The organism is Variovorax sp. GW822-FHT04E09, from assembly GCF_058800845.1.
The window spans coordinates 252075-266414 of the sequence record NZ_JBXAMR010000002.1 but is presented as its reverse complement, the minus strand read 5'-3'; the positions used below and the strand labels follow the sequence as shown (position 1 = coordinate 266414).

13 protein-coding genes are annotated in these 14340 nt (G+C 67.9%); 1 reads left to right on the top strand and 12 read right to left on the bottom strand.

From position 1 onward, the window contains the following. Positions 1-531 (top strand): hypothetical protein, encoded by a 531-nt coding sequence (locus tag AC1RL8_RS08610; RefSeq protein ID WP_159277719.1) that lies wholly within the window; start codon positions 1-3, stop codon positions 529-531. Between the two features lie 27 nt (positions 532-558). Here the strand turns inward: AC1RL8_RS08610 and ntrC are convergent, their stop codons facing one another. The 12 genes from ntrC to AC1RL8_RS08550 form a co-directional block, all read right to left on the bottom strand. After that, complete coding sequence (gene ntrC, locus AC1RL8_RS08605) at positions 559-2085, bottom strand: nitrogen regulation protein NR(I) (RefSeq protein ID WP_492685043.1); 1527 nt, start codon at positions 2083-2085, stop codon at positions 559-561. A gap of 26 nt (positions 2086-2111) precedes the next feature. Further along, entirely contained in the window at positions 2112-3191 is a 1080-nt protein-coding gene (gene glnL, locus AC1RL8_RS08600; RefSeq protein WP_062470910.1) for a nitrogen regulation protein NR(II), read from the bottom strand. 14 nt (positions 3192-3205) lie between these two features. Next, positions 3206-3733 carry a hypothetical protein gene (locus tag AC1RL8_RS08595; protein ID WP_062470907.1) on the bottom strand — a complete coding sequence of 176 codons (528 nt, stop codon included), beginning with the start codon at positions 3731-3733 and terminating at the stop codon, positions 3206-3208. 146 nt (positions 3734-3879) lie between these two features. Next, positions 3880-5295 (bottom strand): type I glutamate--ammonia ligase, encoded by a 1416-nt coding sequence (gene glnA, locus AC1RL8_RS08590; protein WP_062470904.1) that lies wholly within the window; start codon positions 5293-5295, stop codon positions 3880-3882. A gap of 147 nt (positions 5296-5442) precedes the next feature. Then, positions 5443-6243, bottom strand: a complete 801-nt coding sequence (locus AC1RL8_RS08585; RefSeq protein WP_167394999.1) for a competence/damage-inducible protein A — start codon at positions 6241-6243, stop codon at positions 5443-5445. Beyond that, entirely contained in the window at positions 6240-7142 is a 903-nt protein-coding gene (locus tag AC1RL8_RS08580) for an EI24 domain-containing protein (protein ID WP_139703609.1), read from the bottom strand. The genes AC1RL8_RS08585 and AC1RL8_RS08580 overlap by 4 nt, the downstream gene beginning before the upstream one ends. 56 nt (positions 7143-7198) lie before the next feature. Then, positions 7199-8173, bottom strand: coding sequence for a sterol desaturase family protein (locus AC1RL8_RS08575; protein WP_492685042.1), 975 nt, complete (start codon positions 8171-8173; stop codon positions 7199-7201). A 16-nt stretch (positions 8174-8189) separates the two neighbouring features. Further along, positions 8190-9020: a polysaccharide deacetylase family protein gene (locus AC1RL8_RS08570; protein WP_307694362.1), complete on the bottom strand. Its 831-nt coding sequence runs from the start codon at positions 9018-9020 to the stop codon at positions 8190-8192. Continuing rightward, the gene (locus AC1RL8_RS08565; protein ID WP_492685041.1) at positions 9004-10017 is read right to left on the bottom strand and encodes a YncE family protein; all 1014 of its coding nucleotides are present in this window, start codon (positions 10015-10017) and stop codon (positions 9004-9006) included. The genes AC1RL8_RS08570 and AC1RL8_RS08565 overlap by 17 nt, the downstream gene beginning before the upstream one ends. A gap of 105 nt (positions 10018-10122) precedes the next feature. After that, positions 10123-10863, bottom strand: a complete 741-nt coding sequence (locus AC1RL8_RS08560; protein WP_307694364.1) for a pseudouridine synthase — start codon at positions 10861-10863, stop codon at positions 10123-10125. A gap of 61 nt (positions 10864-10924) precedes the next feature. Then, entirely contained in the window at positions 10925-12661 is a 1737-nt protein-coding gene (ggt, locus tag AC1RL8_RS08555) for a gamma-glutamyltransferase (protein ID WP_095950003.1), read from the bottom strand. 62 nt (positions 12662-12723) lie between these two features. After that, entirely contained in the window at positions 12724-14319 is a 1596-nt protein-coding gene (locus tag AC1RL8_RS08550; RefSeq protein ID WP_492685040.1) for a class I SAM-dependent methyltransferase, read from the bottom strand. Positions 14320-14340 lie beyond the last annotated feature (21 nt).

The window sequence follows — 14340 nt, the reverse complement described above, 5'->3', positions numbered from 1 at the left end:
ATGACGACGCCGATCGCCGCACGCCTGGCCCGTTCCGCCGCGATCGCCGCCGCGGCGCTCGCGCTGGCCGCCTGCTCGGTGCTCAAGCCGGGCGGTGGATCGGAAAGCGGCACGGGCAGCACATCGCCCGGCGGCGCAACCGCCACCGAAGGCAGCCGCGACGTGCCGACCGTGCGGCTCATCACCGCGCAGACGCCCGCGATCCGCACCTACCGCAAGACCGGCGCGCGCCACATCTACAAGGCGTATGCCAGCCGCATCTACAAGGGCAAGATCCCGCCGCTGGTGTACGCGGTGGTGGTGGTCGAGACGGAGATCGATGCGAACGGCAAGGTCACCAACGTCACCTTCAGCCGCGTGCCCAGCCATGCGCCCGAAGTGCCGCCGATGATCGCGGAGCTGGTCAAGGCGACCTCGCCCTTGCCGAGCCCCGGCAAGCTGGGCGGTCACACGTATGTCGACACCTGGCTCTGGGACAAGAGCGGCAATTTCCAGCTCGATTCCCTCACGCTCGGCCAGCGCAGCCGGTAATAAAAAAAAGGCCCTGGGAGGGCCTTTTCATTCGATACCGAGTTCCTGGATTTTCCGGGTGATGGTGTTGCGCCCGATGCCCAGCTTCTGGGCCGCCTCGATGCGCCGGCCGCGCGTGTTGGCCAGGGCGGTGAGGATGAGCCGCGATTCGAAGCGGCGCGTGAGCACGTCCCACACGTCGGTGCGGCCTGCGGCCAGCAGCGCCTGAGCCTCGGCTTCGAGGCCGCTTTCCCAGGCGCTGGGGCCGGCGGGGGCACCTGACACCCCTTCGGGCGCGGCGACCACCGGCGCGGACGCATCGCGCTCGACAGCCAGCGGAGCCACCGCAGCAGCCTGCACGGGCGCCGCCACCTCGGCCACCGCCACATGCACGTCCGCCCCGCTGCCCGCCATCACTTCGGGCGGCAGGTCTTTCGACTCGATCAGCTGCGCGGGCGCCATCACGGTGAGCCAGTGGCAGATGTTCTCGAGCTGGCGCACGTTGCCCGGGAAATTGAAGGCCGCGAGCCTGGCGAGTGCCGCATCGGAGATGCGCTTGGGCTCGACGCCCAGCTGGCGCGCGCTCTGCTGCAGGAAGTGGCGCGTGAGCGCGGGCACGTCTTCGCCGCGCTCGCGCAGCGCCGGCAGGCGCAGGCGGATCACGTTGAGTCGGTGGAACAGGTCTTCGCGGAAACCGCCGAGCTTCACGCGCTGCTCGAGGTCCTGGTGTGTGGCTGCAATGACGCGCACATTGGCCTTGACCGAGTTGTGGCCGCCCACGCGGTAGAAGTGGCCGTCGCTGAGCACGCGCAGGAGGCGCGTCTGCAGGTCGAAGGGCATGTCGCCGATTTCGTCGAGGAACAGCGTGCCGCCTTCGGCCTGCTCGAAGCGGCCGCGGCGCATGGTCTGCGCGCCGGTGAAGGCGCCGCGCTCGTGGCCGAAGAGTTCGCTCTCGAGCAGGTCTTTCGGAATGGCGGCTGTGTTGATTGCCACGAAGGGGCCGTTGGCACGCGGCGAGTGTTTATGCAGCGCGCGCGCCACCAGCTCCTTGCCCGAGCCCGATTCGCCGGTGATGAGCACCGTGACGTTGCTCTGCGACAGCCGGCCGATGGCACGGAACACGTCCTGCATCGCGGGCGCCTGGCCGAGCATTTCGGGCGCGGCGACCATGCGCTCTTCGGACACTTCCTCGCGCTGGCTTTCGTCGACGGCGCGGCGGATGAGTTCCACGGCGCGCGGCAGGTCGAAGGGCTTGGGCAGGTACTCGAAGGCGCCGCCCTGGAAGGCCGAGACCGCGCTGTCAAGGTCGGAGAAGGCGGTCATGATGATGACCGGCAGGCCGGGGTGCTTGGCCTTGATCTTGTCGAGCAGGTCGAGCCCCGATCCGCCCGGCATGCGGATGTCGCTCACCAGGACCTGCGGGCCCTGCTGCTCGTCGCCTTCGGCCTGTTCGAGCGCGGCCAGCACTTCGCGTGTGTTCGTGAAGCTGCGCGTGGGCAGGTCTTCGCGCAGCAGCGCCTTCTCGAGCACGAAGCGTATCGATTGGTCGTCATCAACTATCCAGATCGGCTTCATGCATCTCCTCTGTTGCCGGGGCTGCGCTAGGGCAGCGGAATCAATATCTTGAAATCGGTTCGGCCCGGGACGCTGTCGCACTCGATCACGCCGTGATGCTGTTGCACAAAAGTTTGTGCAAGCGTCAGTCCCAGCCCGGTCCCGCCTTCCCTGCCCGAAACGAGCGGATAGAAGATGCGGTCCTTGATCGTGTCCGGCACACCCGGTCCATTGTCGATGACATGCAATTCCAGTGCCAATCGATACCACTGCTTGTTGAAGATCACCTGGCGGGCCACGCGGGTCTTGAAAGTGATCTGCGCGTCGCCCGCCGCGCGGCGCTCGGCCAGGGCCTGCGCCGCGTTGTGCGCGATGTTGAGGGTGGCCTGGATGAGCTGCTCGCGGTCGCCGCGGAACTCGGGAATGGAGACGTCGAAGTCGCGCTCGATGTGCAGGTCGCGCGGAAACTCCGCCAGGATGACCGAGCGCACGCGCTCGCACACCTCGTGGATGTTCACGTCGCCCACCACGTGCGGGCGCCGGTGCGGCGCCAGCAGCCGGTCGACCAGCGTCTGCAGCCGGTCGGCCTCGTGGATGATGACCTGGGTGTATTCGATGAGGTCGCGCGACTCGACCTCCATCTGCAGTAACTGCGCCGCGCCGCGGATGCCGCCCAGCGGGTTCTTGATCTCGTGCGCGAGGTTGCGGATGAGTTCCTTGTTGGCCTGCGCCTGGTCGATCAGGCGCTCCTCGCGGTCCTGGCGCACCTGCTGCTCCAGCGGCGACATCTCGATGATGAGCTCGCCCTTCTTGTCGCCGTGCGCGAGCGTGACCTGCACGGGCATCAGCTCGTGGTTCACGCGCCGCAAAAAGGCCTCGTAGCGCAGCGTGGCGAAGTCGTTGCTGCTGGCGCCGTCGAGCGCGGTGCGCAGCACCTGCGGCTCATGGAAACAGGCGCCGAACTGCGAGCCCTCGAGCGTGCGCCGCGAGGTACCCAGCGCGTCTTCGAGGCCTGCATTGGCGAACAGCACCGAGCCGTCGCTGTTGACCACCGCGATCAGCGTGGACAAGAGGTCGAAGGCGCGAAAGCGCGGATTGGCGCCAGTCGCCTTCTTGCCGAACACCATGGACTGCGCGCCGCTTACTGCGCCTGCGGCTTGCCGGGCAGGCGGCCGATTTCGCGGCGGATGCCGGCGATGTCGCTCTCGTTGCGCGCGAGTTCGGCCTTCATCTCGGCCACGCGGTCCAGGTACTTCTGGTAGTTGCGGCCTTCGCTGCCCTGCTTCTCGGGCTCGCCGTTGTTGTATTCCTTCTTGAGCTCGGTCTGGCGGGCCTCGGCCTTGCGCAGCTCGGCCTCGAGCACCGAACGCGCCTCGCCGTCGCGGGCGCGCTGGTCGACGCCTTCGACGCGCGGGCTGCCCGCCGGGGCGCGCGCGGCCGAACCGCCCGAGCCCGACGACGACGCACTGCCACCACCGCCGCCCGAGGGCTTCGTGCCCTGCACGACGGTGACGTTGCCGCCTTCCATGATCTTGCAGCCCTTTTGCTGGGCCACGGTCGCGTTGTTGGTGTACTCGTTGCCGCAGCGCCAGACGCGCTCTTGCGCGAGCGCCGCCGTGGCGGTGGCGAACGAGGCGGCGGCCAGGAAAATCAGGGAAGCAGTCTTCATTTGGATCCGGAGAGGGCGCGACAAACGCGCATTTTGATGCAATTCGGGCCCGCTCACGACAGGGTGTTCCGCACCAAGGAAAAAGGACGGCCGGGGCCGTCCTTTTGTCTTACTTGCCCGCCGGGGCGGGCTCGTTGTGGCGCTTTTTACAGCGAGTAGTACATGTCGAACTCGACGGGGTGCGTCGCCATGCGGAAGCGCGTGACTTCCTGCATCTTGAGGTCGATGTACGCGTCGATGTACGAGTCGGTGAACACGCCGCCCTTGGTCAGGAACGCACGGTCCTTGTCCAGGTGCTCCAGGGCCTGGTCCAGGCTGTGGCAGACGGTCGGGATCAGCGCGTCTTCTTCCGGCGGCAGGTGGTACAGGTCCTTGCTGGCGGCTTCGCCCGGATGGATCTTGTTTTCCACGCCGTCCAGGCCGGCCATCAGCAGCGCGGCAAAGCCCAGGTACGGGTTCATCAGCGGATCGGGGAAGCGCGCTTCGACGCGGCGGCCCTTCGGGTTGGCCACGAACGGGATGCGGATCGAGGCCGAGCGGTTCTTGGCCGAGTAGGCCAGCTTCACCGGGGCTTCGAAGCCGGGGACCAGGCGCTTGTAGCTGTTGGTACCGGGGTTCGTGATGGCGTTCAGGGCACGGGCGTGCTTGATGATGCCGCCGATGTAGTGCAGCGCGAAGTCCGACAGGCCTGCGTAGCCGTCGCCGGCGAACAGGTTCTTGCCGTCCTTCCAGACCGACTGGTGCACGTGCATGCCGGAGCCGTTGTCGCCGACGATGGGCTTGGGCATGAAGGTGGCGGTCTTGCCATAGGCGTGGGCCACGTTGTGGATCACGTACTTCTGCAGCTGAACCCAGTCGGCGCGCTGCACCAGCGTGCTGAAGCGGGTGCCGATCTCGAGCTGGCCGGCGTTGGCCACTTCATGGTGATGCACTTCGACCGGGATGCCCAGCGATTCGAGCACCAGGCTCATTTCCGAGCGCATGTCCTGGAAGCTGTCGACCGGGGGCACCGGGAAGTAGCCGCCCTTGACTGCGGGACGGTGGCCGCTGTTGCCGTGCTCGAACTCCTTGTCGGTGTTCCACGAGGCTTCTTCGGACTCGATCTTCACGAAGCAGCCCGACATGTCGTTCTTCCAGCGCACGCCGTCGAACACGAAGAATTCGGGTTCCGGTCCGAAGTAGGCGGTGTCGCCCAGGCCGGAAGCCTTCATGTACGCCTCGGCGCGCTTGGCGAGCGAGCGCGGGTCGCGCTCGTAGGCCTTGCCGTCGGCCGGGTCGATCACGTCGCAGGTCAGGATCAGCGTCGTTTCTTCGAAGAACGGGTCGATGTTGGCGGTGTTCGGGTCGGGCATGAGCTGCATGTCCGAGGCTTCGATGCCCTTCCAACCGGCGATGGACGAACCGTCGAACGCGTGGCCCGAGGTGAATTTGTCTTCATCGAAGTGCGACACGGGCACGGTCACGTGCTGCTCTTTGCCGCGGGTGTCGGTGAAGCGCAAGTCGACGAACTTGACCTCGTTTTCCTTGACGAGCTTGAGTACATCGGCGACGGTCTTTGCCATCAGTTTCTCCTGAGTTGGATGGTGGTTAGGAATACAGGGACGGGAGGATGCAGTTTCTGTGCCATTGTCACCCCGCCGGATGAGGCCCGGGTGACGGCCCAGGGGCTGCCGGAAAAGGAAAAAATCACCAAATTGGTGCAATGCAGATTAACGCACCAATTCAGGGCCAAGCTTCGCATCGAAAGTGTGCAGACCTTCGATGAGCTGGCCATAGGCGGCATCGAGCTTCGCGGGGTCGCCCTTGACGCCCAGCTCGATGTGGCGCCCGTACTGCGGGTGATCCACGCTGGGGAGGCTGAACACCTTGATGCCGGCGTGGGCCTGCTCGATGGCCTGCATCAGGGGCGTGAGGGTGGCTTCCATCGCACCGAAAACGATCACGGACTTCTCGGCAATGGCGTTGCGGGTGAACAGATCGGCATACCGGCTGTCGAGCACCGACTCGATCATGGGCCAGGCCATGACCGGAAAGCCCGGCACGAAATGCACGTGCTCGACGCTGAACCCCGGGATCTTGTTGTACGGGTTGCGGATGATCGACGCGCCCTGCGGAAACACGCCCATGTTCAGGCGGTGGATGTTGTCGGGCCGGTCGGGTTCGTAGGGCACGCCCTGCTCCAGGGCCGTGTCCTGCATGCGCTCGCGGATCAGCGCCTCGGCCTCGGGGTGCAGCGCCAGCGGCACGCGCAGGGCCTGGGCGGCGCACTGGCGGGTGTGGTCGTCGGGCGTGGCGCCGATGCCGCCGGTCGAGAACACGATGTCGCCCGAGGCGAAGGCGCGCATCAGGGCCGCGGTGATCCGCGTGGGCTCGTCGCCCACGTACTCGGCCCAGCCCAGCTGGAGGCCGCGCGCGGCCAGCAGCTCGATGACCTTGGCCATGTGCTTGTCGGCCCGCTTGCCGGAAAGGATCTCGTCGCCGACGACGATGAGACCGAATGCGCGTGTCATGGAGAACTCCATTGAGAAAGAGCGGCCTTGTTGGCCTCGGTGGCTTCGGCCGCCTCGAGCGTCTGCTGCGCGTCGCCGCTGCCGGCCGCGGGCTGCTGCGCCGCGCGCTGGGCGCGCAGCTGGGTCAGGGCGTCGAGGCAGTAGTGCGCGAACCAGAGCGCGGAGAAAGCAAAGACCAGCGTGTAGATCCAGATGGCGATCGGCACCAGCACGAAGAAGGCGGCGGCGAACAGCAGGCCCGAGGCCCAGACGATGCTCGGCGCGGCGCCCAGGTAGCCGCACAGCACGCCGATGCACAGCAGTGGCAACCGGTGGGCGCGCAGCAGCGCGGCGCGTTCCTCGGGGCTGGCGTGCTCGGCCAGCGCGTCGAAGCTCATCACCCGGTAGGTCAGCCAGCCCCAGATCAGCGGCGGCAGGATCAGCACCAGCGGCGGAATGAGCCACAACGGCATCGACACCACCAGAGCGATCAGCGCCAGCACGGTGGCGCCGAGCGAGCGCAGCACGCTGCCGAAGAAGGAGGCGCCCTTCTTCTGCTCCAGCGTGGGAAAGCGCCGTTCGGCCACGAGCTTGGTGAGCGCCGGCGCCATGAAGCCGGCCACGATGAGCAGCGACAGCACGACGATCAGCGGCGTGACGCCGAACACCACCACCAGCGGCGCCAGCGCGGCCGTGACGTCACTGGAGAACAGGCGCCCGATCCAGGCCCAGAAGCTGGACAGCAGCGGCCAGGCGTCGAGGGCCTCGCGCGTCCAGGCGACAGCCGCGTCCCAGTAGAAGTAGCCGAGCCCTGCGGCCAGCAGCACCATGAGCGCCAATGGCAGGAGCGACAGCACGATCACGCGCGGGAGCATGCAATAGGCCACCGCGCGCCAGAAGGAGTCGAGGAGCAGGCGCATGAGGTTCGAGGATAGCGCAAGGCCCCGGCCCGCCAGCCGCCGGGCCTGCGGGTGGATCAGGCGCGGCCGAACAGCCGCTTCAGCCCCAGCCACTGCTGCGACCAGAAGCCCTGGCCGTAGTCGCGCGGCCGACCGTCGGCGCCGGGCTCGACCTGGTCGCGGATGCCGGTCGGGTCGTAGCGGTTCTCGAAGTTGGCGGTGCGAAAGAGCATGTCCCACCAGGGCAGCAGCACGCCGAAGTTGTGGCCGCCGAGCGTGCTCCGGCCGTGCGACTCGTGGCCCAGCCCGATGCTGTGGTGCAGCCGGTGAAAGCGCGGGCTGACCCACAGCCGCTCGCCGATGGCCCCGAAGCTCAGCCGCAGGTTGGCGTGCTGCAGGCTCTCGCTGAGCTGGGTGAAGGCCACGACGGCGATGAACTGGCCCGGCGCCACGCCGATCAGCTGCGCCACGATGACGATGAGCGTGTCGTGGATGACATCGTCCAGCAGGTGGTTGCGGTCGTCGCTCCACATCGTCATCTGGCGTTGCGAGTGGTGCAGCGAATGCAGGCTCCACCACCAGTTGAACTGGTGCTGGCCGCGGTGGATCCAGTAGCCGACGAAGTCGAGCACCACGAGGTAGATGGCAAAAGCCACCCACGGCACGTCGGTCACGCCGGGCCAGGCCTCGTCCAGGTGGAAGGTGCCCCACCCCGCCATGCGCAGGCTGCCGAGCAGGTCGTCGAACAGGGGCTGCAGCGTGAAGAACAGCGCCAGCCGGAACAGGCCCAGCCGGTGGATCAGCGTGTAGAGCACGTCGGTGCGGATGGCGCGGCGGTCGGTCATGGGCTCGACCGCGCGCCAGCGCTGCAGCGGGCCGATGACGGCCAGCAGCACGAGGATCTGGATCACGCCGACCAGCAGCCAGCCGGTGGCGTCGAAGGCGTCCTCGGCCCAGCCGCCCAGGCCGATGGCGTACACCAGCGGCTGCACGGCGGTCTCGAAGAGCCAGCCCTGCATGGCGGAAAAAACGTCGGTCAACCAGTCGATCACGGCGAAAACTCAGGAATCAAGGATGGGAGGCGATCCAGGCGCGGTAGTCCGGATGCTGGCGCAGGGTGCGAAAGCAGAAGCCCTTGGCCTTCAGGCCGACGATCAGCGGCTCGAGGTTGGCGGGCGCCCACGGGTCCTTGCGCGACCAGATGCCCAGGTGCGCCAGCAGGATGTCGCCGGGGCGGATGCCTGCCAGCGCCTGGGCCAGCAGCTTCTGATTGCTGAAGGCCTCGCTGGGCAGCTCGTCGCCCAGGAAGCCGGCGGGCGACCAGCCCACGTGCGCGTAGCCGCAGTCCCTGGCGGCCGCCAATAAAGCGGGCGAGGTCTTGCCGCCCGGCGCGCGGTACAGCGGCAGCGGCTTCTTGCCGGTGATGGCGGCCAGCCGGTCGGACGACTTGCGGATGTCGGCGCAGTACTGGGCCGCGCTCCAGACCGACTCCTTGCCGGTCTGCGGGCCGGCCGACGGCTTGATGCGAAAGCTGGGCGGCGTGCCCTTGACGTCGCCGCGCCAGTAGGCGTGGTCGTAGGTGTGCGAGCCGAACTCGTGGCCTTCGGCCGCCCTCGCCTTCCACCACGGCGCCCAGTGGTCGTCCAGGCTGTCGCCGTCGGTCTGGGTGCGCTCGGCGGCGGCGAAGAAGGTGACGCGCACGTCCTGGCGCTTGAGCACGTCGGCCACCAGCGGGGCGATGCCCATGTGGCCGGTGTCCAGCGTCAGGTAGACCGGCTTGTCGCAGGCGGCGGCTTCCTGGGCCCCGGCCGCCGGCACGGTGGCGCAGGCCAGCGCCGCGACGGCGAAGGCCACCCCGGCGGTGCGCAAGCCGCGCACGCGCTCAGATGCGCTTGGCATGGTCGAGGGTCCAGACGCCGTGCGGCGAGCGGCCGACGTTGATCTGCCGCACGACCTTCTGGCTCGCGAGATCGACCACCGTGAGCTTCTTGGCCCAGCGCGAGGTCACGTACAGCGTCTTGCCGTCGGCCGACACGTCCATGCAGTCGGGGCCGCCGGGCACGGCGTAGTTGGCGACGACCTTCAGCGTGGTCAGGTCGATGCGGCTGATGGTGTTGGCCACCCGGTTGCTCACGAACACGGTCTTGCCGTCGCCGGCCGAGCGGAAGGCGTGGGCGCCCTTGCCGGTGGGGATCTTGCCGACCAGCTTGGGCTGGGCGCCGGCCACGTCGAACACCTGCACGCCGTCGCTGCCGGTGAGGCCCACGAGCAGCGTCTTGTCGTTGTGGGCGCCGAAGATGTCGGCCGGCATGGCGCCGGTGGCCATGCGCCAGCGGATGGTCTGCGTCGGCAGGTCGACCGCGATCAGCTCGTCGCTGTCCTGCATGGTGACGTAGGCCACGGTGCTGGTGTTGTCGATCCAGATGTGGCTGGGCGTCTTGCCGGTGGCGATGCGCTTGACCAGCTTCAGGTCTTTGCCGTCCCAGCGGTACACGTCGACGTGGTTCAGGCGGTTGGCCGCCGTGACGAACCACTTCATGTCGCGCGAGAACTGCAGCTGGTACGGATCGATGATGCCGTACACCACGCGCTGCACCTCGGCCGTGCGCGGGTCCAGGAAGGTGAGCGAATCGCCCGCCGAATTGGCCACGATGACCGACTTCTCGTCGGGCGTCATGTAGATGTGGTGCGGCTCCTTGCCGGTGGGAATGCGCTGCTTCTCGGTCCAGTCGACCGGGTTGATCACGCTCACGCTGGCGTCCAGCGAATTGAGCACAAAAACCGGTGGAGGGGCCGGCGGCGCCGCCGCGGCGGGGAGGGTCACCAGGGCTGTCAGGCACAGGCAGGACAGCAGGAAGGCCGCGATGCGGCCGTTCGGGCGGGCAGGGAGTCGCAAGGGAAGGTTCCGGGAGAGGGTTAACAATCTTAACGGTCGAACCCGACAAACAGCTGACCGCCGGCGCGCCCTCACCCGCTGTTGCGCCCGGCGCCTTGACCTATGTCAAGCGGCCCGGGGCACGGGCGCGCGCAGCTGGGCCACCTGCTCGGCCGTGAGCCAGCGCCATTGCCCCGGCGCCAGGTCGTCCGGCAGCGCCAGGCCGCCGATGCGCGAGCGATGCAGGCCCTCGACCCGATTGCCGACCGCGGCCAGCATGCGCTTGACCTGGTGGTACTTGCCTTCGGTGAGCGTGAGCCGCAGGTGCAGTGGGCTGTCGGACTCGCAGGCGGCCGCGCGCACGGGCTTCGGATCGTCGTCGAGCACCACGCCGGCCAGCAATTTGGCGATCTGCGCCTCGTCGATCGGGTGCTTGGCCGTCACCTCGTAGACCTTGGGCACATGGTGCTTGGGCGAGCCCATCTTGTGGATGAACTGGCCGTCGTCGGTCAGCAGCAGCAGGCCGGTCGTGTCCTGGTCGAGCCGGCCGATGGCCTGCACGCCTTGCACCGCGCCTTTGTTGGGGCGCAGGCGCAGCGGCGACGGCAGCAGCGTGTAGATGCTCGGGTAGGTCGAGGGCTTCTGCGAGCACTCCGTGCCGGCCGGCTTGTGCAGCATCAGGTAGGCCTTCTCGTGGCAGGCCCACTCGGTGCCCTGCACGGTGAACAGCAGGCCTTCGGGGTCGAGGTCGGCGAAGGGGTCGGTCACGGCCGCGCCGGCGATGCTCACGTGGCCTTGCTGGACCAGGCCCGCGCACACGCGGCGGGTGCCGAAGCCCTGGGTATAGAGGATGTCTTGCAGGTGCATGAGAAATGAAAAAAGCGGCCGTGCCGACAGGGGCACGACCGCCTTCAAGTGTGCCGCAGGTTCAGTAGCCTGCCGCCAGGCCCGTGTTGCGGCGCGGATCGTTGGCGCCGTAGAAGCGGTTGGCGCCCACCGGCTTGCCGCCCAGCGAGGGCGCGCCGACGATGATCGCCGCCAGGTGGTTGGCCGGCTGCGGCACGCCCAGGTTGTGGCCCATGTCGGTCAGGATCTTGCGGGTGTCGGGGCTGATCGCGAAGGTCTCGACGTTGGTCACGTCGGGCAGCCATTGCTGGTGGAAGCGCGGTGCATCGACAGCTTCCTGCACGTTCATGCCGTAGTCGACCACGTTCAGGATGGTGTGCAGCACGGCCGTGATGATGCGGCTGCCGCCGGGCGTGCCGACCACGAACACCGGCTTGCCGTCTTTCGACACGATGGTCGGGCTCATCGAGCTCAGCGGGCGCTTGCCCGGGGCGATGGCGTTGGCCTCGCCCTGCACCAGGCCGTACATGTTGGGCACGCCGATCTTGGAGGTGAAGTCGTCCATCTCGTTGTTCAGCAGCACGCCGGTCTTGTCGGCCGTGACCTTGGCGCCGAACCAGTCGTTCAGCGTGTAGGTGACCGAGACCGCATTGCCCCACTTGTCGGTGATCGAGTAGTGGGTGGTGTTGCTGCCTTCATGCGGCGCCACGCCGGGCTTGATGTCCTTGGAGACGCCGGCCTTCTTGGGGTCGATGGCGGCGCGGATCTTGGCGGCGTAGCCCTTGTCGAGCAGGCGATCGAGCGGGTTCTTCACGAAGTCGGGGTCGCCCAGGTAGCTGTTGCGGTCCACGTAGGCGTGGCGCATGGCTTCGATCTGGTAGTGCACCGACTCCGCCGAACGGAAGCCCAGATCCTTGAGCGGATAGCCCTCCAGGATGTTGAGCATCTCGCAGATGATCACGCCGCCCGAACTCGGAGGCGGCGCCGACACCACGCGGTAGCCGCGGTAGTCGCACTCGACCGGCGCGAGCTCGCGCGTCTTGTACTGGTCGAGGTCGGCCTGCGTGATGATGCCCTTGCCGGCCTGGCTCGACGCCACGATGGCCTTGCCGACCCAGCCCTTGTAGAAGCCGTCGGTGCCCTTGGCGCTGATTTCCTTCAGTGTCTTGGCGAGGTCTTTCTGCACCAGCTTCTGGCCGACCGCGAAGGGCTCGCCCTTGTTCAGGAAGATGGCGCCGGAGACCGGGTCTTTCTTGAAGTCGTTGGTGGCGGTGAGCAGCATGTCGATGTCGCCCTGCTCCAGCGCGAAGCCCTTGTCGGCCAGCTGGACCGAGGGGGCGATGAGGTCGGCGCGCTTCATGGTGCCGTACTTCTCGCGCGCGTACTCCATGCCCGACACCGAGCCCGGCACGCCCACGGCGAGGTGGCCGTGGGTGCTCAGGCCCTTGACGACGTTGCCGTCTTTGTCGAGGTACATGTTGGCCGTGGCGGCCAGCGGTGCCTTCTCGCGGAAGTCCAGGAAGGTCTTGCGGCCGTCGGCCAGCTGCACGGTCATGAAGCCGCCGCCGCCCAGGTTGCCCGCCGCCGGGTACACCACCGCCAGCGCATAACCCACGGCCACGGCCGCATCGACCGCGTTGCCGCCGCGCTTGAGCACATCGACGCCGACCTTGCTGGCCAGGTGCTGCGCGCTCACGACCATGCCGTGTTCGGCCGCCACCGGCGCCTGCGACGCGGCCTGCGAGCCGCCGGCCGCCGCCAGGGTGAGCGCGGCCGCGACGGCAGCGCGCAGGGTGGGGGTCCACTTGAAGTGCTGCATGGAAAAGTCTCCTCTGTGCGTTGGATGAAGAATGAGGGAGGGGTGAATGGAACGTGGGTCCGTCAGGCCGTGAGCAGCGCCTTGCGCCGCAGGCTTTGCAGCGCCTGCGCCACCTGCTCCTGCGCGAAGGCGTGCAGCGCCGACGGATCGGTCAGCGGCTGGTCCTCCTTCAGGAAGCGCAGGCGTTCGGCGCGCACCTCGTCGAGCAGGAAGGCGGCCAGCGCCTCATGCGTGTGCGCCCCGTCGAGCAGCGGCAACAGGCTGCGTTCGAGCACCGTGAGCGACACCGGCTCGTGCCACTGGTTGCAGAGCACGGCCGTCGCCTGCGACGCGGGCACGCCGGCCAGCGCGCGCCGCACCGGCGCCAGCGCCTGCGGCAACGCGGACACGGCAGAAGCCGCCGGCACCGGCGTGCGCCGGATGCGCAGCGCGCCGAGGATCAGCAGTTCCTCGAGCATGGCGAGCACGATGGGCTCGACGGCTGCGCGCGGCTCGCCGGTGAGCGTCACCACCGCGGCCAGCAGCGCCTCGGTCGACATCGAACACGGATAGCTCGCGTCGAGCGCTTGCGCCACCGCCTTGTGCGCCGGCAACCGCAACGTGACCTTCAGGTCGCGCAGCGCGGTGCAAGGCTGCTCGCGGGTGTCGATGGTGAGCGCATCACCGCCATCGACGCGGAAGACGCCGGCGAATTCCAGCGCGCGCAGGCGGGGCACCTCGAGGCGGTAGCGGATGTTCGCGGCGTTGCCCTGCTTCACCAGCAGCGTCTGGCGGAAGGTGCGGTTGACCAGGAAGTCGAGGTACTGCTCCATCATCACCTGGCTGCCGCCGCACTCGCGCAGCAGCGGGTCGCGCACCTTCTCGCCGTAGTTCTGCACGAACATGGTCGAGGGCTCGGCGTCGCACAGGTAGGCCAGCCCGCGCGCCTCGGCACGGGCGACGAACTCCTTGAAATAGCAGGGCTCGTTGCAGGGCTCGAGGAACTCGTGCAGCAGGTAGTAGTTGCCGGAGTTGCGCACGATCGGCATCGTCTCTTCGAGCGTCTTGCGCAGCACGCTGTCGGGCCGGGCCGACTGTTCGAGGAACTCGAGCATGCCGCGCGCGTACGAGAGCTTTTCTTCGGGCGTGTCGCGCGGGCCACCGCGCAGAATCATCGCGTCGCGCACGATCTCGCGCGCCTTCCAGCCGGGGTACACGTTGTAGCTCACGTACACCACGCCATTGGGCGCCAGGTTCTCGGCGCACACGCGCAGGATGGCGTCCTGCACCGGCCCCGGCACCCAGCTGTAGACGCCGTGGCAGACGATGTAGTCGAACAGGCCGAACGAGGCGTCGATGTCGGCGATGTTGAAGGCCTTGAGCTCGATGTTCGACAGCCCCGCCTGGTCGAGCGCCGCGGCGCCCTGCGCCACCTGCACGCGCGACAGGTCGACCCCGACCGCTTGGGCTTGCGGATGGCGCGCCGCGAACGGAATCAGGTTGCCGCCGGCGGCGCAGCCCAGCTCGAGCACGCGCGCCTTCTGCGGCGGCGGCGCCTCGAGTCCGAACAGGAAGGCCAGGGCTTCCAAGTGCTCCACGGCGGACTGGGGAAACGGGTGCGAGTCGTAGGGCACCGCATCGTAGTAACTGGTGAGCGTGGAAGTCAGAGAGTCCGGCACGAACGTCCTTTGGGGATCGGA